At 54.8% G+C, this 20,007-nt stretch carries 13 protein-coding genes; all 13 read left to right on the top strand.

Going from position 1 to position 20,007, the window contains the following annotated elements; all coding sequences use genetic code 11:
• The first annotated feature begins 62 nt into the window (after window positions 1–62).
• The 13 genes from BLM14_RS23765 to BLM14_RS23705 all read left to right on the top strand — a co-directional run bounded on the left by BLM14_RS23765 (window position 63) and on the right by BLM14_RS23705 (window position 19,908).
• Window positions 63–2,324 carry a glycosyltransferase family 2 protein gene (locus BLM14_RS23765; protein ID WP_100002341.1) on the top strand — a complete coding sequence of 754 codons (2,262 nt, stop codon included), beginning with the start codon at window positions 63–65 and terminating at the stop codon, window positions 2,322–2,324.
• A complete protein-coding gene (locus tag BLM14_RS23760) occupies window positions 2,321–3,163 on the top strand; it encodes a class I SAM-dependent methyltransferase (protein WP_237143663.1) in 843 nt (280 codons plus the stop codon). The genes BLM14_RS23765 and BLM14_RS23760 overlap by 4 nt, the downstream gene beginning before the upstream one ends.
• Window positions 3,163–4,425, top strand: coding sequence for a glycosyltransferase family 4 protein (locus BLM14_RS23755; RefSeq protein WP_100002340.1), 1,263 nt, complete (start codon window positions 3,163–3,165; stop codon window positions 4,423–4,425). Before BLM14_RS23760 ends, BLM14_RS23755 begins: the two co-directional genes overlap by 1 nt.
• A gap of 10 nt (window positions 4,426–4,435) precedes the next feature.
• Window positions 4,436–5,209: a hypothetical protein gene (locus tag BLM14_RS23750; protein ID WP_100002339.1), complete on the top strand. Its 774-nt coding sequence runs from the start codon at window positions 4,436–4,438 to the stop codon at window positions 5,207–5,209.
• Between the two features lie 19 nt (window positions 5,210–5,228).
• Window positions 5,229–7,487 carry a hypothetical protein gene (locus BLM14_RS23745; RefSeq protein ID WP_100002338.1) on the top strand — a complete coding sequence of 753 codons (2,259 nt, stop codon included), beginning with the start codon at window positions 5,229–5,231 and terminating at the stop codon, window positions 7,485–7,487.
• Window positions 7,484–8,812, top strand: coding sequence for a glycosyltransferase family 4 protein (locus BLM14_RS23740; RefSeq protein ID WP_100002337.1), 1,329 nt, complete (start codon window positions 7,484–7,486; stop codon window positions 8,810–8,812). Before BLM14_RS23745 ends, BLM14_RS23740 begins: the two co-directional genes overlap by 4 nt.
• Window positions 8,813–8,849: 37 nt before the next feature.
• Complete coding sequence (locus BLM14_RS23735; RefSeq protein WP_100002336.1) at window positions 8,850–10,037, top strand: polysaccharide pyruvyl transferase family protein; 1,188 nt, start codon at window positions 8,850–8,852, stop codon at window positions 10,035–10,037.
• Window positions 10,038–10,175: 138 nt separating this feature from the next.
• Window positions 10,176–11,195, top strand: a complete 1,020-nt coding sequence (galE, locus tag BLM14_RS23730) for a UDP-glucose 4-epimerase GalE (RefSeq protein ID WP_100002335.1) — start codon at window positions 10,176–10,178, stop codon at window positions 11,193–11,195.
• Window positions 11,196–11,637: 442 nt separating this feature from the next.
• Window positions 11,638–13,077, top strand: coding sequence for a DUF6212 domain-containing protein (locus BLM14_RS23725; protein ID WP_237143683.1), 1,440 nt, complete (start codon window positions 11,638–11,640; stop codon window positions 13,075–13,077).
• A 6-nt stretch (window positions 13,078–13,083) separates the two neighbouring features.
• Entirely contained in the window at window positions 13,084–15,954 is a 2,871-nt protein-coding gene (locus BLM14_RS23720; protein ID WP_100002333.1) for a glycosyltransferase, read from the top strand.
• A gap of 2 nt (window positions 15,955–15,956) precedes the next feature.
• A complete protein-coding gene (locus tag BLM14_RS23715; RefSeq protein WP_100002332.1) occupies window positions 15,957–17,306 on the top strand; it encodes a polysaccharide pyruvyl transferase family protein in 1,350 nt (449 codons plus the stop codon).
• A gap of 71 nt (window positions 17,307–17,377) precedes the next feature.
• Complete coding sequence (locus BLM14_RS23710) at window positions 17,378–18,142, top strand: glycoside hydrolase family 16 protein (protein ID WP_237143662.1); 765 nt, start codon at window positions 17,378–17,380, stop codon at window positions 18,140–18,142.
• Window positions 18,139–19,908 (top strand): alginate O-acetyltransferase AlgX-related protein, encoded by a 1,770-nt coding sequence (locus BLM14_RS23705; protein ID WP_162293235.1) that lies wholly within the window; start codon window positions 18,139–18,141, stop codon window positions 19,906–19,908. Before BLM14_RS23710 ends, BLM14_RS23705 begins: the two co-directional genes overlap by 4 nt.
• Window positions 19,909–20,007 lie beyond the last annotated feature (99 nt).

Here is a 20,007-nt window from a genome sequence, read left to right as displayed (position 1 = left end):
TGCGTGCCCTGCCGTCAGGCGGGGCACGTTTTTCTTTCCGATATGAATGAAAGGGTAACGTATTGAGCCTCGACCATTCGACGGATCTTGCAGGCGACACAGAGAGCATCTCGATCTCGCGTCTCTGTGCGGATGTGGCCGTCGTGATCTGGGATCTTCCTGGCGCGACCCGGACCTCGACAAAATGCACTTTGGTAACGAAAGAATTACCAGTTCCGCTCGTAAGCTTGAACATTCCACTTGAGAGTGGCGGCCAGCGTGTTCTTTGGGTCATGCGGACCAAGGATGAGCCGATCCATCTTACTCTTTCGGCTGGTGCCCTCGGTCCTACCGAGCAGGCTACCCTTTACCCGGCAGTTGAGCTTGCCTCCTTCGATGTGGATCGCGCTGTCCACAATCTGACGGCCGCCGGACATATCAAACTACTCAACAATATTCTGAGCACATGGCGCAGCACTTTTCGCCTTTCGCAAAACCAAATCTTTGCCAGTGTCGCCCGTGAAATTACTCTCGCGCTGACGCCTGAGCCGCGCCAGGTCCGCTTTTGCGGTCAACCCATTGATGGGCAGCATCTCCTTGAAACGGCGGTTGATCCAGACCTCGGCGATATTACTGCCATCTACGCAATCACGTCCAATGCCGTAACCGTGCTGCCGATAAAATTTGTCGTAGGTAGTCAACCCAAAAAGGGTTGGCAATCGTGCCACCTTCTTGTCGAGTCGGCACGGCCACTGCCACAATCTTTCCATCTTGTGCTTTCCGGCAAGAATGGTGTCGCCGTACGCAAATTGTCTGACAACGATGGCCAGCCTGTTGAATTCCAGAAGTGGTGGGGGAAGCGTCAAGGTGATGTGGAACTGCGAGAGTTTCTTGTCCGCCAGTTGGCGCAAGTACCGGGCGCCGGTGTCGCCACTGCTATCGATATGCAGATGCGTATACCTTTGGCAACCCGCCAGATTGCGAAATCTCCGACACATCCTGCCGCTGAAATAGATCTGGCGCTCGCGCTTGACGGGGGCCTGCTTGTTGGCGGCTGGAGCCACGATCCAGCGGCAATGCTCGCCAAGATCGAATATCTTTCCGAGAATGGAACCGCGCTGCCGCTCCAGCCAAATTTTTACAAGTTTCCCGGCAAAACGGGCGAGCGTGAGGATGGGCTTGGCGCTGATGTAACGGGCTTTGCTGCATGGCTCCCGCAGGGCAAAAACCTAGGTCCATTGCTGCAGCCGCGTTTCCAGATGCGGCTCGCATCCGGTGCGACAACTATGCTGGTACCGCAACTGCAGCCATTTGAACCGGCGGCTCAGCGTAACCGCATCTTGCGTGCTGTCCCGCCGCAACATGCGCGAGAGCAGGTTTTCGAAAATATTCTTGCGCCTGCCTTGAAGGAGGTGGAGCAAAAGCTCGGCCAGACGGTCCGGATCGCGGATATCAAGGAATATGGTGTGATGCCAGATGCGCCTGTGGCTTCGATCGTCATTCCACTATATCGGAATCTCGATTTTCTGCGTTTTCAGCTCTCGGCCATGGCAACCGATCCGTGGCTTGTGAAGAATGCGGAAGTTATTTTCGTGCTCGATTCTCCTGAAATTCAGGATGACACGGAACATCTGCTTGGTGGCCTGCATATCCTGCACGACCTGCCCATGAAGCTGGCAACCATGAATCGCAACAGCGGCTATGCCCGGGCTTGCAATGCCGGTGCGAGCCTTGCCAATGGCACGATTCTAGTGATGTTGAACTCCGACGTCGTGCCATGTGGGCCCGGTTGGCTGGATGCTTTGGTCAAGCCCTTGCTCGAGCAAAAAAAGCTTGGTGCGGTAGGACCGAAACTTCTCTTTGAAGATGGCTCGCTGCAGCATGCAGGGCTCTATTTTGCCAGGGATCAGCGCGGCATCTGGCTCAACCATCACTTCTATAAAGGTATGCCCGGCGATTATTCACCGGCTCAGATTGCTCGCACGGTACCCGGTGTGACAGGTGCATGCCTCGTTACCCGCAAGGATATTTTTGATCTCGTGGGTGGTTTCACTGAGGACTACGTGATCGGGGACTATGAAGACAGCGATCTATGCCTGAAAATTCGCCAGATCGGGTTTCAAATCGCCTATGAGCCCGGCGTGGCTCTCTATCACTTTGAACGGCGGTCAATCCGCCGTAGCGCCGATTACATGCGAGGCTTGGCGAGCCAATACAATGCGTGGCTCCACACGAAGCGGTGGAACGATGACATTGCCGAATTGATGACGACCTATCTCGACGAAGCGGTGGACGACACCATCGCTCCCTTCGTTGGTGAAAAATCTGAAAGGAGCGCCGCTTGACTGAGATTATTGCACTCAAGAAAGCCCAACCTGAACTTACTCCGACGTTCAATAATGATCATGTCGAATGGCTGATGGAAATCGTACAGCGCAACCGGTTCTTGCCACGCCCTGATCCAGACAGCATTTTTGTGGGCGATGGTAATTTTCAAGCCGTCGGCGCAGAATTTCTCGGTCATTTCATTCGCAAAGGCGGTTTGTTGCCGGACAGCCGCGTTCTGGATATCGGCTGTGGTATAGGGCGCATGGCAGTCCCTTTGACCCAGTATCTTGACCCGGCAAAGGGCAGTTATCGCGGGATCGATCCGGTTGCCGGTGGTATCAACTGGTGCCAGCAGATGATCAGCTCGGCGTATTCAAATTTTGAGTTCCGCCACCTGGATATCGCCCATTCCCTTTATAATCCCAAGGGTGAAATCAACGGACTTGAGCTCGTGCTCCCCTTTGATGACAGACAGTTCGACTTCATCATCATGACGTCGGTTGTCACCCATCTGCCGGATGAGGAAGTGAGCGCCTATCTGCGTGAAGTGGAGCGCGTACTTGCGCCTGGCGGACGCTTGTTCATGACCTCCTTCGTGGTTGATCAATCGGCTCAGGAAAATCCTTTCAACAAGCGCGACGCACGCCTCGGATTTCAACGCTATGACGAGGGGCCGTGCTGGTTTGTTCCGGAGTTGCCGCCACTTGCAGCTGTGGGCTTCGACGATGGGTTCCTGGATAATGCATTGACGCATGCCGGCCTATCGATCACGACCAAATCATTTGGACACTGGCGCGGTGTTCCTGCTGATCACTACCAGGATTTGTTCATCGCCGAGTGCAAGGGGGACAGGTAATGACCTCCCGTGTTCTTGTCGCGGCCCACAACCATCCGGCTCTGCATCCGGGTGGCACCGAGATCTTTGCCCATGATCTTTTCCGCGCCTATCAGCGCGCTGGATGCGAGGCGCTGTTTCTGGGTGCGACCAATCATATCCATCGTGAAGCGCGACCGGGTACAAGTTTCCAGAGCATCGGCACCAATGGTGATGAAATTCTTTTGTGGTCGGGTCATTTTGATCGCTTCTTCATGAGCCAGGTCGACCTTTACGGCATTGTGCCGGACATCGTTGAATTGCTGCGCGATTTCCGGCCTGACATTGTCCATCTGCATCACCTGCTGCTTCTGGGTGCCGAATTCCCGCACATCGTGCGTCGCACTTTGCCCGAATGCAGAATCGTCATGACGTTGCACGATTATTATCCGATCTGTCATCATGACGGATTGATGGTGCGAACAACGAGCAAAGAATTGTGCCATGGCGCGAGTCCTGATCGATGCCACAGCTGTTTCAAGGATATCGCCCTGGACAAGTTCGTTCTGCGGGAGCGTCATCTGAAATCGCTTTTGAGTGCGGTAGATGGCTTTGTAGCGCCGAGTGAATTTCTCAAGCAGCGCTATGTTGACTGGGGTCTTTGCGAACGATTGATCAGTGTGATCCCAAACGGACAACCTGAACGGCCCGTGGCAAAGAAGCCAGAAAGCGCACAGCGCACGAGGCCGGTTTTTGGTTACTTTGGCAACCTCAACCCGTGGAAGGGAACAACGGTGCTGCTCGAAGCGGCCAAACATCTGATTTCCGAAGGTCTCGACTTCGAATTGCGTGTACACGGCGCCGCTCCGTTCCAGAGTGAAAGTTTCGTTGCGGACATTGATCGTCTCTTTGCCGAAACGTCGCCGAATGTGCAACGACGTGGCGCCTATCGCCGGGAAGACATCGCGGACCTGATAGCGACGGTCGATTGTGCGATCATGCCTTCCATCTGGTGGGAAAATGCACCCTTGGTTATCCAGGAGGCTCAGGGTCAGAACTGTCCGGTGATCACCAGCAATATTGGCGGTATGGCCGAGATGATCGAGAGCGGTGTCAATGGTCTAACCGTTCCACCAAATGACCCGCTGGCCCTGGCGGCTGCCATGCGGCGTATCGCCGAGGATCCTGATTTGCGTCAGGTCCTTTCACTTGGGGCACGCCACCCCGATACAATCGACACGACAGCGGTACGATATCTCGACCTGATCGAGACGCTGCGTCCACTTCGTGTTGAAGCAGCCTGAGAGGTACATTATGTCGATCGTGACACAAGTGTCGGCACAGGCGCCAGTCAAGCCAAATGCCATCCCCGAGCAGGACAATGCTCAGCCTAACAAGGTCGAACCCACGAAGGGACGCGTTGATGCCATCGACGATGGTCGCCTGTTCGGTTGGGCATTCGATCCCGCCGCTCCGGGCAGAAGACTGACGATCCGCGTGCTTCTGGATGGCAAGCCGATTGCCGAAGCGATAGCCGACAAGGAGCGCCCTGATCTGAAGCGTAGCGGAATTGGCGATGGCGGGCATGCGTTCGATGTCATGCTGCCTCAATTTGCTTCGATGCGGGCCGGCGAACTGGTTGTCGTTGCCATCAATGGTGCAGGCGTCGAACAAGCCTTGCGTGTTCCGAAACCCGATGAGCAGGCGGCAGAAGCGCTCATAGCGGCTCCGATGACGCGCATTCTCGATAAACTCGACATGTTGATGGCGGCGCAGCGCCAATTGCAGGTAAGCCAGCGCTCGCTGCAACGTCCCGCTCCCGTCATTGATGGGACAGGGAGCGGTTCTTCTGTTGATCTTATTGATGTCAGCAGTTCGATTGAGGGCCTGCGCGGAGACGTCAACCAGCGTTTGACGGAACTCGATGTTCACCTCATGCGATTGGATGGCGTTGTAGCCGGGCTGGAGAAGCGCATAGAGGGTTTTCAAAAGCGATCCAGCGGCGATATCAAACCATTGTTCCTGCTGTTGTTTGTTCTGGTTGGCTTTGCCGCCGGAGCGCTCGTGTCAATATCGGTCCTTCCTTGAGGTCATGGAGGGGTTCTAGATGCTGCGAGATGAAAAAGACGTGCTGCCAGTGACGAGAACCGGTAAAGCTCCCGAACGCCATCCGATGGTTATGGAAGGCGAGATGGTGGTCGGTTGTCCTATCGACGACACTCTTGTCCTCGCCTTGGGCATTGGGAGCATGACATCCGAACAGGTTGCGGCTTTCCTGAATGGCGACCCCGCCATGAGCATCAAGGTCACTCTTGTCAGTTGGCCCCTTAAGGAACCGTCGCCCGCCGGCACGCACGGATTCGTGGCCATTGTTCCAACCAACATCCTGCGCCGAGGCTCGCTGAAAACGATTATGTTCCAGCATAAGGCAAAGGCGACGCGTTATGCCTTTGCCAGCCGCGCCGCCTCTACAGGCGATTTGATCGCAATGATCACTGATCTTGCCGGGTCCAATTTGCCAGCTGTTATCGATGGTCTGGTGGAGGGCCTGATCTCGGGTCCGATTGGCCGCAAGAAGCTTTCAGCGATCACCGTGTTGTTGCAGGCCGGTGCGCGCTCCGACGGCTGTATCGAACTGATCGGTGGAAGCGATGAGGGCGAGATATTCGTACAAGGTTGGGCGCAGGACTTGACGCCTTCCGTGACACGGCTGCTGATCAGCGGCAGGACCCCTTCCCTCGCCGAATGCGCAATCAGCGTCTTCGCAAGGCCGGATTTGAACGAGCAGTCGTCCGGTTTTGCCGGCTTGTTGCTCGCGAATGAGGCGGTCGAACCAAACGATATCGAACGCCTCCTTTTCCGCGGTCGTAGGGGCTGGCGCTTTACTGAGGTCTACGACCGGCGGCTGATGGTGGGATCGCGTGAGACACCCAGCCATGTGCGAGCCATATTGCCTCGCGTGCGCAGTTCAACAGAAGTCCTTCTGCGTATGCGTTCGGCTGCCAATCGTTTTGATGGAACGGAAACGGTTTCCAGCTTGCCATTCCCGGTTCGTATGGGTATCGACAATGTGTTTCGTGTTGAGGGCAGTGGCATTCTCGTTTCCGGTTGGCTGCTCGATCCGGACAGCCATGTAGAGACCGTGAAACTGCGCCGCCATCGCGGAGAAACACAACTCGACGGCAACTGGACGCGCGTAGACCGTCCAGATGTCACGCGAGAATTTGACAACCAGCCGCCATTCAACGCGGGGCTCGACCCCAACCGACATGCGCACGGATTTGTGGCCTTCGCACCGGAACTGGAAGGTGACAGCACGGCCCCATTCTATCTGGAGCTTAATTTGAGCGATGCACGGCGCGCCTTCATGCCGCTGACGCTGACCCGGCTCACATCGCGTGATGCGGTCGTTCGGCAAATTCGCGCGATTGATCCGAATGCCTGGGCGCTTCGCCACATTGTCGATCAGCAATTGGTACCGTTGTTGCGGGGCGTGAGCCGGCCAGCCCCTGAAATCTTTGGCGTTGTTGATTTGGGTGCCTTTGAGGAAGCCATCGGGCCTGCGCTCATTATCGGTGTTGATGAGCGCGTTGAAGAAATTGCGCCGCTCCTTGCCTTGCTCGCGCTTGATCCTGAAACCCGCAGAGCGCCGATTGTCATTGCCGCTGCGACCGAGATTATCGATCGCATTGGTGTACAGGTGCGCAGGCTGGCTGATTTCTACGGTCTGCGTCTGCGCCTGGTATCGGCCAGCGGTTCCGAAGATCTTTATGATGCGCTGGAGGTTGGCGCACGGGCCGTCTCCACGGAAAGTGTTGTCTTTCTTGCTGCCTCGCTTTTGCCGAGGAACACAGGCTGGTTTCACAAATTGCTGGCGGCCTATGAGGCCCGCAAGGAATGTGTGCTGTCGCCTACCCTTGCATATGAGGACGACTCGATTCGATGGGCCGGAACATGGGTCGCGGGAGCACAATCCGATCGTGCCTTGATCAGCCGTTATGCCGGTTATCCCATAGATGCGGTTACGGGCATGGGGACTACGGAAGTTGCCACGGCGACATTTGAATGCTGTGTCCTGCCCAGAAATGCGTTGTTTTCAGTGAATGGATTTACGCGCGGATATCTTGGGACGCATGAAAAGGGTCTCGATCTCGGCCTGAAGCTCAAGCAATCTGGCCTCAAGTCCTATTGGCTGCCGTCGGCCCAGATGCTAGGTTCCGACGACATTTCGGTGTCAGACAAGGCGTCGACGATTGCCCTCATCGAACGAATCGATCGCCAGGTATTCGATGCCCGCTGGGCAAACATTCTCACAAAAGATCGCCCATCAGCCGATCGTAGCTCATCAACGGAGGTACCGGCATGACGGAACAGCTACGGGTTCTGGTGATTTCGCATGCCCATCCGAGTATTTCACTCGGCGGCGGCGAGATCGCATCGTACAATTTGCACAAGGGACTGAACACGCTGCCCGGCGTTCAGTCCGTGTATCTCGCACGCGCGGGGCATCCGATCCCGCGCCATGGCACGACAGCTCTGATGAGCCTACGCCGTAGTAGCGATGAAATCCTCTTCCATGCGGACGAATACGATCATTTCTATTTGTCGAACAAGAACACGGATGAAATCCGCCGTGACCTTTTGCGCTTTGTCGGGGATTTTAATCCGCATGTCGTGCATTTCCACCATGTGCTTGGCCTTGGTCTTGAGACTCTCTACGCCATTCGCGAAGCGTTGCCGGACACAGCCATTCTGGTGACTTTCCATGAGTATCTGTCGATCTGCAATAATGACGGTCAGATGGTAAAAGCCGGTTCGGCGAAACTCTGCAATGAGGCCTCGCCGATCGATTGCCATGCCTGCTTCCCCGATATTCCGCCGGCTCGCTTTCTGAAACGCGAGCGGTTTGTGCGTGGTATGCTTGAACTTGCTGATGCATTCGTTGCGCCAAGTGTCTTTCTGGCCCGGAAATACGCAGAATGGGGTCTCGATCCTAACAAACTCAGTGTGATGGAGAATGGGATTTCCATCGACAGCCTAACACCCCCGCGCGAACTCACGGGACCGAAACCGCGTCGCAACCGTTTCGCCTATTTTGGGCAGATGACACCTTTCAAGGGCATCGACGTTCTGATTGACGCCGTGTCTCGCGTGCCGGAGGAAACGTGGGGTGAGGATTCCCGCTTGATGATATTTGGCGGCAATCTCGAGAAACAACCACGCGATTTTCAGGACCGCATGGAAAAGTTGATCGAGGAAGCTGGCCCGCGCGTAAGATTCTATGGCGCCTATCAGAATGCGGAAATGCCCCGCCTTATGCAATCGGTCGATTGGGTGGTGATGCCTTCGATCTGGTGGGAAAACTCGCCGATCGTCATTCAGGAAGCCCTGCACCATCGCCGGCCAATCATCTGTTCCAACATCGGTGGGATGGCCGAAAAGGTACGCGATGGCCAGGACGGCCTGCATTTCCGTGTGCGCAGTGCCGAGGACCTTGCCGACCGCTTCACCGAAGTGCTGAGTGATCCCCTCATCTGGGATAGGCTGCATCACGATATCCGTCAGCCAACAAACTACATCGACTGCGCTGAAGAACACCTTGCTCTCTATAGCGACTTGCTGAAATCCAATCGGCGCCAGCCGCTCAACATCGCCGCGAGAACGGACGCCGTTCTCTCGCAAGCAAGCTGAACCTCTCAGCTTATACCGCCACAAGAAGGAAGACCTCATGGCACGTGTACTCGTAATGATCCCATCCGGCGAAGTTTACGATCACGACAATGTTCGTTGGTACCAGTACGGCAATGTGCAGGGCAATATTAATCACTACCACAATATCGGCGACGCGTTCGTCTTCGACTCGTCGTTGAAATTGATGAACTACGACAAGCTCTCGGATTTGCCCATCGTGAACCCGAAGATGGAGTACATCGATCGCCTGCGCGAGGAATATGATTATGTGATCCTGCGCGGCTCCAACTATGTCCACCAGCACATGGATTGGAGCGATGCGATCCCTGTCCTCAAGCGACTTGGTCTGCCAGTCATCGCCTTTGGTATCGGCGCTCAGGCGCCGGTCAAGGGGCAGCTGGAACTTTCAGAAGAGACCAAGACTGTGCTCCGCGTCATCGCTGATTCCACCGTATCGGTTGGCGTGCGTGGGGCATATTCGGCCCAGGTCCTCGGCGATATTGGCATTCACAATGTGCGTATTATCGGTTGTCCCACGGCTTTCCGCCGCAACGATCCGGATATGAGAGTAAAATTGCCAGCGCTCGATAACGTGCGGAATGTCGGGATCACCATTCGCCGGGAAGTATCGCCGACTTACGCTCAGAATATCGAGCGCTATCTCACGTTTCACCGTGATCTCGTGAAGGAAATGGCCAGCCGCTTTGACGCTACGCTGATGGCACAGGGTGAGGTCGAAGAAAAGAAGCTGGTCTTTGGCACTGACGAGCAAAAGGAAGAAGCAATTGCTGCGCTGAAGGCAAACCAATGGGCTTCCGATTGGTACCTCGATGAAACAGTCGAAAAACTCTACCGCGAACGCATGTTCTATTCTGATGTCGTTGCCGATTATGAAAGGCTGGTACAATCCAAGGATCTAGTCCTCGGATATCGCCTGCACGGCAATCTTATGGCCTTGGCCAATGGCGTGCCGTCGATCTATTTCACTTACGACAGCCGCACGGTCGAGTTTGCCGAAACCTATCAGATTCCAAGCTTCGACGTATTCGGTGACAAGCCATTCCGACTGGAAGATTACTGGGATCAGTCGTTGTTCGATAAATACAATCGCGCCTGGTATGGAGCTTACGGGGAAATGCACCGGTTTCTCACCGAGAATGGTGTCGATCACAAGATGCTCGAGACAGGAAAGCAGGCGCCGGCTTCGGTTCGTCGGGTTGCCTGAATCCAACGGCTTAGTGTCAGTCTATTTTCATGGGAGGAATTCAGAGCGACAGGGAGGAAAACCTAAGCAAAATTCGTTAATTGGCAAAAACCATCTTCTTACAAACAATCCCCCCAACAGCGTTGCAGGAGTTTCCCCATGACAGTTCTCGTTACAGGTGGTGCAGGCTATATAGGCAGCCACATGGTGCTCGCACTCAAAGATGCAGGCAGATCCGTTATAGTCCTCGATGATTTGAGCTGTGGTTTTGCCTGGCTTGTGCCCGACGACGTTCCTTTCATCCAAGGTGACATCGGAGATCAGGTGCTTGTGCGTGATCTGATCCGTCGACACAATGTCACGGCGATCTTGCATTTTGCCGGCTCGATCGTTGTACCCGATTCCGTACGCGATCCACTCTTCTACTATCGCAACAACACGGTGCAATCGCGCGCGCTAATCGAAACAGCGGTTGCCGAGGGAATAAAGCATTTCATCTTCTCCTCGACGGCAGCTGTCTACGGCGAACCGGAAAAGACGCCCATCACGGAAGATATGCCTCACCAGCCCATCTCCCCTTACGGCACGTCAAAATTGATGACGGAATGGATGTTGCGCGATGGCGCTGTCGCTCATCCCGACTTCAATTATGTAGCGCTGCGCTATTTCAATGTGGCAGGAGCCGATCCGCAATTGCGTTCCGGCCAGTCCTTCCCGCGCGCAACTCACCTGATCAAGATTGCCAGTCAGGCTGCAACCGGCGAGCGTTCGCATATCGAGGTCTATGGCACAGATTATCCGACAGCTGATGGGACCTGCATTCGAGATTATATCCACGTCAGCGATCTAGCTCAGGCACACCTCAGTGCGTTGAACTATCTCGAAGCAGGCGGCAAGAGTACGGCAGCCAATTGCGGTTACGGGTATGGCTATTCGGTGCTTGAGATCATCGATGCCGTGAAGCGCGTGTCAGGTGTTGATTTTCCGGTACGCACGGCGCCGCGCCGGGCTGGTGACCCGGCCGTTTTGGTGGCCGGCAACGAACGTGTCCGGAATGAATTTGGTTTCACGCCCCAGCGAGCCGATCTTGATCTGATCGTTGGCGATGCGCTGGCATGGGAGCGTCAATTGCAGGTCATCCGGCGTGACGCCGAACTGGATGAACGCATTGCCGTATAATTGAAGCGAGACCGGATCAACAGGTTTGAGCAACCGTGTCTGCTCCGTCAACTGAAGGCAACGCCGGCGAATTCAGATATCGCCGGCGCTGGATGCTTATTTTTGCCTACACGCCGGTCGCGACGCAATTTTTGTCGAGTAAAACATATAGTTCAAATTTTGAAGTAAATTGCGGGTAAACTGTCTGCAAGTTATATCAAGAATACGATCACATTGATTGTAGAATATTATTAAATAGGCAAAATATTTTTATTGTTGCACTGCAATAGAAATGTTTGACAAGCTTCATGAAGTTGCCATTATATTTCATTAGTAACGCTGTTCTGCGACAATGGATTGGCCAGGGAAATAGGAAATGACACTTCAGACTTCGTATAAGCTCTCACCGGCTACGAAATCTCCTAGAGAAATTGATTTACTGAAGGAACCTATCTTGCTTCGCATGGGAATAGACCATGACGAGCTTCCCCAAGGTCTGTCGAATGCTGTCAAAATATTGGGTTTTGACGGCGTGAAGGATGACGCGGCCATGCTGTCCGATGCCTCGGGCCAAAAGTTTGAAGTGCATGAAGCTCCGCTATGCACGCTCGCTATCCTTATCAATCCTGCCCATAGGGGTCGGGAAAAACGTCTGCTCGATTGGCTGCGAGATCGCGGCATTGCCGACCACCCTGCGATCTTCGAATGGCATTCAGGTAGGGAGATCGAGACAACAGGTCTCATTATCCAGAAGCTTTCCGGCTTGTTGGTATCTGACGCCAAGAGAATTGCTCAGTCCAACCGCGAATTGCTGGCTCTGCGCACCTTGAACGACAATCTACAGAACCGTTTCGCCACGATCGAAAGCTTTGTCGATCGGCAAGGCTTGCAGCCCTTCGACCTGGTCTTCTCGAATGAGCCGGTCAGCAGCTCATCCCGGTCCAACGTTTTGGCCGATGCCTCCTTTGAGGGAGTATCCCAGATACTGCCTGTCGCCAGTGCCGGTGTGAGCGCGATCGCGATCCATTTTGAGCGCCTGGCTCGTCGCGATGATGCCACTTTGCACGCTGAGCTCGTTACTCTTGAAGACAGGCAGGTCGTCGAAAGCTGGGTTGTTCCCCTCTCGAAGCTTGGTCAGGGATGGAATTATCTGGGCCTATCACGCACGCTCGCCGGACTGCGACGGACATTGAATTTGCAACTGCATATTGAGGGCATGGATGATGAAATGCCCCTCTTGTCGCTGGGCGGGCTTCAGCCGTTGGAGATGTTTCAGGTCCGCGATTCTGCGAACGACACACCATTGTTGAAAAACAGCCTTGCAATGCAGATCTGGTGCGGAATGCCTGGCGTGCTGCTCCCGAGCTGGGCGAATTATTTGCCGGCTCAATCCCGTCAGGCGAGCGATGGGGGCTTCAGGGAAATGCCGATAGCGCCCGGCATTCTGGATCTCGCGGCTTTGGCCAATACCGAGGAAATTTCATTCGAATTCGCAGCAATTCTGCCGTTGCCGGAGGAAAAGGCCATAGGTTGTCATCCGCCAGCAACCGGGATAACGATCGGCCGGCTCCCGGCCGCTTGCCCGCCTCGAATCCTGCGGATCTCGTCAACTGCCGTTATTGATAACGATGCATCGCAGGATGTTGATTTCGCGCTCGCTATTGCCGGGGATCTCGATAGTGCCCGTCAGCTTTTCGAAGAAGCGCGCGTAGCGGGTGCCGGAGAGGCATTCTCGGGTTGGTCAAGCGTCGCTCATGGTGAAGAACCGCGTCTCAATGCCTTCATCACCGAACAAGTCGGTGTATGGCAGAACATCTATTTTGCGACGAGGATGAAAACTCCGGGTGACAACAGCTTCGCTTGGGCGAAATTTCGCGACATCAGCCTCATGGTCAACGGGTAACGTCTCATGCTGGACCAAGTCAAACATCTTCTGGAACAGGTCACGGCCACGCCACCGTCCGAGGATGATGGAGTACATTCATTCTCGCCGAAGGTTGCTATCCTTATTCCCGCATACAAGCATTCGGTGTTGCTTGCAGAAGCCCTCGAATCCGCTTTGGCTCAGGAAGCGCCTTTCGACATTGCTGCCGTGATCGTCGATGACGGGTGCCCATTCCCTGAAACAGGTGAGATCGGTCGAACCTATGCGCTGGCCCATCCAAACGTTTTTTACTTGCGTAAAGCCAATGGGGGACTGAGCTCGGCACGCAATTACGGAATTGAATTCGCCTTGCGTAATTTCCCGGATCTCGAGGCTGTCTATTTCCTGGATGCCGACAATCGCATTACGCCCACGGCGATCCGCGATATTCTCGAATTCATGAAGTCGGACGACAAGGTTGACTGGATCTACCCAAATATCGACAAGTTTGGCATCGAATGGAATGGAAACTATACGACGCAATACTCGCGTCTTTTGCATCTGACTTTCGACAATATCTGTGAAGCGGGTAGTCTGGTTTCTCGACGCATGCTTGATGCCGGCATTCGCTTCGACGAGAGCATGAAGTCCGGATTCGAGGATTGGGATTTCTGGCTCCAGGCGATCGGACGTGGCTTCCTCGGTGCAAACTATCCTTTCTTCGGGTTCGAGTACCGGCAACGTGCCGAGAGTATGCTTCGCGATTCAAACCGCACCCGTGAAGGCATTCTGACCTATATCCGCCAGAAGCATAAACAACTCTTCGCCGCCGAAACCCTCCTCGCCTGGGAACATCAGGAAGCGCCGCGTTACGCAGCCATTGGCATGGGCACTTATGCGGTTGATCTGTTCACGGATCCGACAGTCGAGCACGCCAAATGCACTCTGGAGGATTTTGTGACGCGCTTCTGGGCGGCGAAGGCCGAACCGGAAACTTTCGGCGTCCCCCCCTTCTTGCTCTGGATGACAGCAGCCCATCGAGAGGCTCTGACCCGGCTCGGTCTCATCCATAATCTGCTCTGGCTTGGCGAGAAATTTTCTCAAAAGCACCATTTTGTCGCCATTCGTTTTGAGCGGAGCAATTCAAAGATCGGCATCGACATACGCAAGATTGGTGAGGCGGAACCCCTTGCCGATAAACCTTTCGGCTGGATGTGTACGCTTGATATCTTTTCGACCTGTGCCGACGACGTATCCGATGATTGGACCCGATCACTTCACAAGCCGGTTCCCGCTCCCAATGTGATCGAGATTGTCGTCAGTGGACCATTCACTGCGCGGGAGATGCAGAGCACAGCCCTATCGCCGACGAACGCGCTTCTTGCCACGCTTGGCGCTTTGCGGGATTCCGGATATCGGTCGCAATCCGGGAACCGGTGGATATGGCGGTCGGTTTATTTCCCAAATCGCAACCGGTATTTTGAGCTGCTGCGGCATGCTGTGGCGGCAAGACCCGTTATGCCAAGGCTGACGCAAGCCTCGAATCCGCTCCGAGTTGGCTTCCTCTTGCCAATAGCGAGTTTCGGTGGCGTAGAAAAAGTCGCCTATGCAGTAGCCCAGGCCCTCAAGGGTACAGGCTGCGAAGTACATCTCTTTCTTCTGGGAAAACCGGTTTATAATCGGGTTCCCGAGAATGATGGGGTCTTCAAGACTATCAATTTCCTGGCGGACGATTATCCGCTTTGGGGAGGTCCCCACCAGTTTGCCGGTCATGACCTGATGATGGGCCATGACGAGGCTGCAAGAGCCGAACAAATCATGGGCTTTCTTGCCGGACTCGACGTGGTTATCAATAACCATGTGGCTCCAGTGAATGCGGTGCTGGGTGATCTGCGCCGCCGCGGCGTCAAGGTACTGAATTACGTACATGTGCTCGACAAATCGAAAATGGGCCGTGACGCCGGACACCCCTATCTCTCTCTCGCGTTCGAACATGTCTATGACACTATCCTGACTTGCTCCAATGATATGGCGGAATGGCTGCACGCCATGGGCGTTCCATCTGCCAAACTCATGCATATTCAGAATGCCGCTAGCTATGCGTTATCTTCCAAGGAACGCGACGGACTGCTATCTATCCGGCGCAGCCGGACGCAGAAGGACAAGCTCAATGTTCTCTTTCTCGGACGTCTCGATGCGCAAAAAGGTATCGAGAGATTGTTCGCTACGGTTCGGGATTTGCGGCAACAGTCAGTGCCGATCGAGTGGAAGATCATTGGTAGCGACGTCATGGACACTGGAGCGGGCGGCTCCTGGAAAGAACGCTTTGCCGAAATCGGTGTTCATGTTGATGCGCCAGTCTATTCAAGCCGCCATCTGAATAAAGCATTTGCCTGGGCCGACGTGGTGGTGTTGCCGTCGCGCTGGGAAGGTGCGCCGTTGACCATAATCGAGGCGCAACGTCTTGGCTGCGTGCCAATCGCAACCGCCGTCGGTGCTGTCGGCGAGTTGATTGAGCATGGCGTTGACGGGCTGCTGATTGAATCGACGGACGACAATGTGATCATCAGCGAAATGACCGAAATGATTGCGGCATTGGCCGAAGATTCGGCTGCGCTTCGCCGTCTGTCTGAAGCCGCAGCCGAGCGCGGCGCTTCGCTAGCATGGGATCGCAGCGTCGAACCCTTGGTACAGCAGTTGATGGCCTGGTTTCCAGACCGTCTTTCCACCCGTTCCCCGGGAGCTGGTTTGAAGCTTGTAGAACAAACATCTCCTTCGGTTTCTCCTGATCGTCCGCAGACAGCGGAGCGGCTTTTCCGAGAGGCAGGACCAAGGGAACGTGACGAAATTTCCGAAATCAGGCAGCTGCAGTTAGCTGCTGCCGGATCAGTCAACATGAATAATTTGAGGGACTAGCGATGAAGAAACTTTTTGTTCTAAATGGTGGTGCTGCGGTAAAACCTGGCAACAAATCCGCCTATTTGAAGTTCGAGGATCCGCTCGCAGCCTTCAATAAAGGCGGCATCAATACAGGCGACGTTCTCGTCTACGACGCGACACTTAAGGCGCTCGCCTATGACGATATCCGCAACGTGCAGTTCTCCCATGCGGGCAATGAGAAACTCTGGCCGCAGGACGGAACCTATGATGCCACTGTCGTCCGCGGTTCGAATTACCTGACCGAAACCGTCGATCTCGCCCATGTAGTGCCCTTGCTCAAGAAATTGAAAGGTCCCGTTGTGGCGATCGGTGTTGGTGCACAGGCCGGCAAGTATAAGAAGCTGAACGTCCCCAAAGGGACAGTCGAAGCTTGGAAAATCATCGCGGATAAGTGCGAGACGATTGGCGTGCGCGGTTTCTACAGCGCAGAGATATTCAACGATCTCGGCATCAAGAACGTGCGTGTTATCGGCTGCCCGAGCTTTTACCGCTCACTGAAGCCCTCTATCACTATCAAGTCAATCGACCCTGCCCAGGCGCGGATCGGACTTACGCTCAATAAATACCTTTCTGCCGATTATGCGAGCAACGCAACGAAGACCAACCGTATGCAGCGCGCGCTGATCGATGCGGTCGCCAAGCGTCCGTCAAGCAAACTTTATTCGCAGGGCGAACGCGAGGAAACCCTTGCGATCTTCTCTTCGGGTAAGGAAAAGCAGGACAACATCAAGGCAATCCTCACCAAGTTCAATTTGCTCGGTCATACCGAAGCTGAGGAGATGCTCAACAACCGCATGAGTGCCTTCTTCGATATCGAGGAATGGGCTGCTGATGCAGCTGCCAATGTGGATGTGATGGTTGGCTTCCGCCTGCATGGCAACGTGATCGCGCTACATCAGGGAATCCCTGCAATTTTCTTCACATATGATTCACGCATTCGGGAGTTGGCCTCGCTGTTCGCCATCCCGTCAATCGAGATCGAAGATTATTTGCCGATCAATCTTGAGAAGTTGCTCGAGCGTGCGGATTTCTCGAAGGTACAGCACATCTATCGGATCAACTACGCCGAGTATCATCGCTTCCTGACCGAGAACAAGCTCAACCACGTATTGCCAAAACCCGTTGCTGCACCGGCCGACAAGCCGCTATCAGCTCCCAATCTGGTTCAGGTGCCGCATAACATACACGAAGCCGTGTCCTGGTTCCGCAGCGAGATCGATTTCATGACGGGAGAGGTCGAGACCCTACGCAACCGCGCTTGGAATCTTGAAACCACCCTGCGCAGCGTTAACAGCAAGCAGGAGGCTCCGGCAAAGGTCGCCGTATGACGCAACCCCCCGCGCGATTCAGTCGACGTTCATTTCTGAGCCTTGCAGGTTTCGGGGTAGCGTCGGCTGGATTGCTCGCCCGGCCCGGACTTGCGTATGCGCTGTGTTCGGACCTTCCCGCACCTCTAAGGCGTGAAGACGGCAAATGGCAGCTGTCGTTTAGCGACAATTTTACCGACAATGCCGGCTTTGACGCACGGTGGGTCAGGGTCAATGACAGTGGCGGAGAAACCAAGACGGTTCGCTTGCCTGGGAATGTGACCATTTCGGGCGGTGGCATGTCACTCAAACTTGGTCGGAATGCGCGCAACATTGATGGAAAGCGGCCGTTTACCGGTGGGTATGTACGGACACGCGACTTCCGTCAGTGCTACGGCTATTTCGAGTGCGAGATGAGGATCGCCAACGAACCAGGGGTCAACAATGCGTTCTGGCTCACATCCGTTCGCGAGACCGAAGGCGATACGCGTTTTGAACTTGACGTCGCTGAGGCCAAGTATCCCAATGCGGTGCAGGTCACGGCACGGCGCTGGCTTCCCGATCGGGAGGTCTTCTCGAAGACCTATCGGCCACGCCTGAAACTGGCCGATGCGTTCCATCGCTATGGCATGTTGTGGAGCGAGGATCGGTTCCAGTTCTTCTTTGACGACAAGAAAATTTACGAAGTGGACAACACGTTCGCCCATACGCCGGCGCAGGTGCTCTTTAGCAATGCTGTAGCTGCTTTCGCTGGAAGAGATGATGGAGACGTAGATGGAGCGGCGACCTCCATTCGAAACATTCGTGTCTTTCAAAATATCGAATGGCAAAACGTGCCAATTTGGAGGTGTTCATGAACGATGATTTCGTTTCGACATCACGTGCCGACAAGAGCAAGAAATATCTCCTCGGCAAGGATGGATGGATCTTTCTTGATCATGATTCAAATCGGGTCATCGATCAGATTACTGGCCGCCACGTTCTGGATGTACGGGGCCTCGATGCCTGGCGCAAACTGATTGCGGAACGCGATGAATACGTGGCCTCGATCGGGGCGCAGCATTTGGTATTCGTCGCTCCCAACAAGGAGCTTGTTTATTCAGAGCAGCTTCCCGACTGGGTGGAAATTGCCGACCAACGCCCTATCCATCAGATTATGGCGGCACTTGGCCCCGAACGTGCACGAAAAATCATCTATCCGCTCGACGCCATCCGCGCAGGGAAGGCTGAGGGGTTGGTTTATCCGAAGACCGATACCCATTGGAGCGGGTTCGGTGCCTATATTGGTTATCAGGCTTTTTGCAGGGGCTTGTCGGATTGCGGTATCGAGCCGCTGCGTGTTGAACGTTCGCACGTGGATTTCGAAGAAGTTCCCTATGTTGGAGATCTCGGCATAAAGTTTGAACCGCCAGTGTCAGCTCCCACATTGTCAGCACGTATCGAGAATGCGGGCGGTAAGCTTGCCTTCGACAATCGGATACCGAACCGCGGAAGGATCAGGGTTTTCGTCAACAAGGATGCAACATTGCCCCGTTGCGTCATGTTTGGCGATTCTTTTGGGGGCAACCTGCTGCCTTTTCTCAAGGAGAGTTTCAGCACGCTGGTCTATGTCTACGGTAAGACCTTTGATCGCGAATTGATCGAGGCCTACCAGCCCGACGTCGTACTTTCACAATTTGTCGAACGTTTTCTTATTGATCCTCCTGTGGACACACCAACATTCAGCTATGCGTCAGTCGTTCGGACCAAGCTCAAGCTCTTGTCACAGGAAGACCTGGCACACGTGAAAACGCAAACTGCGACGATTGATCTTGGCGTTTTCCCCGTGCGGCGGGTCTACGAAGCCCTGCTTTGTGCGCACAGCGGCAAATCCATTCATTCCGATCTTATTGCAGATCTGAAAAAACGCCATCCGGATAATCCTGAAGCGCATCACATGATCTCCGTTGAACTTTCGCGCTTGGGTGAGCGGCTCGACGAGGCGCGAGTCTTTGCGGAGCGCGCCGTCAAGGCTGAGCCCTGGAATGCCCGTGCACGACATCAACTCGCCTTAACCCTGATGCGATTGGAACGTCCCGAGCAGGCGGAGACCGAGCTACGCAAAGCGATTGAGCTTGATAGGAGTGTGGACTGGTGGAATTACCAGCTGGCGCAGGTGTTTTACCGACAGCAGAAATTTGCCCCTTGCATCGATTCCCTACGAGAGTACCTCATTCGCCGTCCCGACTCGTCTGATGCTTGGCAGTTGCTGGGGCGTTGTCACGAGGCATTGGACAATACGGAAGATGCCGCCGAAGCCTTCGTGCAGGCGGCCGATGCCAAGCCTGATTGGACATGGCCGCTTCTCAAGCTCGCCAATCTCCGCGTGCGCAGCAAGACCGATCCTGAGCAGGGACTGGTCGCGACGGACAGGCTTCTGGAGACACTATTCCATGCACGGCAGCGGGCGGAAGTTTACATCCTGCGATCTCAACTTCACGAGATCCACGGACAGCGTGCAAAGGCGATCGAAGCCGCGCTCAGAAGCACGGAGCTAGCACCAGATTGGGAATGGGCGAGCACGACGCTTGCACGCCTGAACGCCCAGGAAGCGCGCCAGATGCACATGGCCAAGCCTGGATAGCATTCGTACAATTGGGCGCCTATCAAGGGCGCCCATACTTTATCATTGAACCTTGAGTGACGAAGCGGGTAAGCATGGGCTGGTTCGCTTCCTTTTCGC

The organism is Phyllobacterium zundukense (assembly GCF_002764115.1).
GTDB lineage: Bacteria > Pseudomonadota > Alphaproteobacteria > Rhizobiales > Rhizobiaceae > Phyllobacterium > Phyllobacterium zundukense.
This window is presented reverse-complemented; position numbering and strand designations above follow the sequence as displayed.

Excerpts from the sequence above, each read along its gene's own strand:
- BLM14_RS23755 (WP_100002340.1), top strand. The coding sequence starts at position 3,163 with ATGACCTCCCGTGTTCTTGTCGCGGCCCACAACCATCCGGCTCTGCAT.
- BLM14_RS23750 (WP_100002339.1), top strand. The coding sequence starts at position 4,436 with ATGTCGATCGTGACACAAGTGTCGGCACAGGCGCCAGTCAAGCCAAAT.
- BLM14_RS23745 (WP_100002338.1), top strand. The coding sequence starts at position 5,229 with ATGCTGCGAGATGAAAAAGACGTGCTGCCAGTGACGAGAACCGGTAAA.
- BLM14_RS23740 (WP_100002337.1), top strand. The coding sequence starts at position 7,484 with ATGACGGAACAGCTACGGGTTCTGGTGATTTCGCATGCCCATCCGAGT.
- BLM14_RS23735 (WP_100002336.1), top strand. The coding sequence starts at position 8,850 with ATGGCACGTGTACTCGTAATGATCCCATCCGGCGAAGTTTACGATCAC.
- galE (WP_100002335.1), top strand. The coding sequence starts at position 10,176 with ATGACAGTTCTCGTTACAGGTGGTGCAGGCTATATAGGCAGCCACATG.
- BLM14_RS23725 (WP_237143683.1), top strand. The coding sequence starts at position 11,638 with ATGGGAATAGACCATGACGAGCTTCCCCAAGGTCTGTCGAATGCTGTC.
- BLM14_RS23720 (WP_100002333.1), top strand. The coding sequence starts at position 13,084 with ATGCTGGACCAAGTCAAACATCTTCTGGAACAGGTCACGGCCACGCCA.
- BLM14_RS23715 (WP_100002332.1), top strand. The coding sequence starts at position 15,957 with ATGAAGAAACTTTTTGTTCTAAATGGTGGTGCTGCGGTAAAACCTGGC.
- BLM14_RS23705 (WP_162293235.1), top strand. The coding sequence starts at position 18,139 with ATGAACGATGATTTCGTTTCGACATCACGTGCCGACAAGAGCAAGAAA.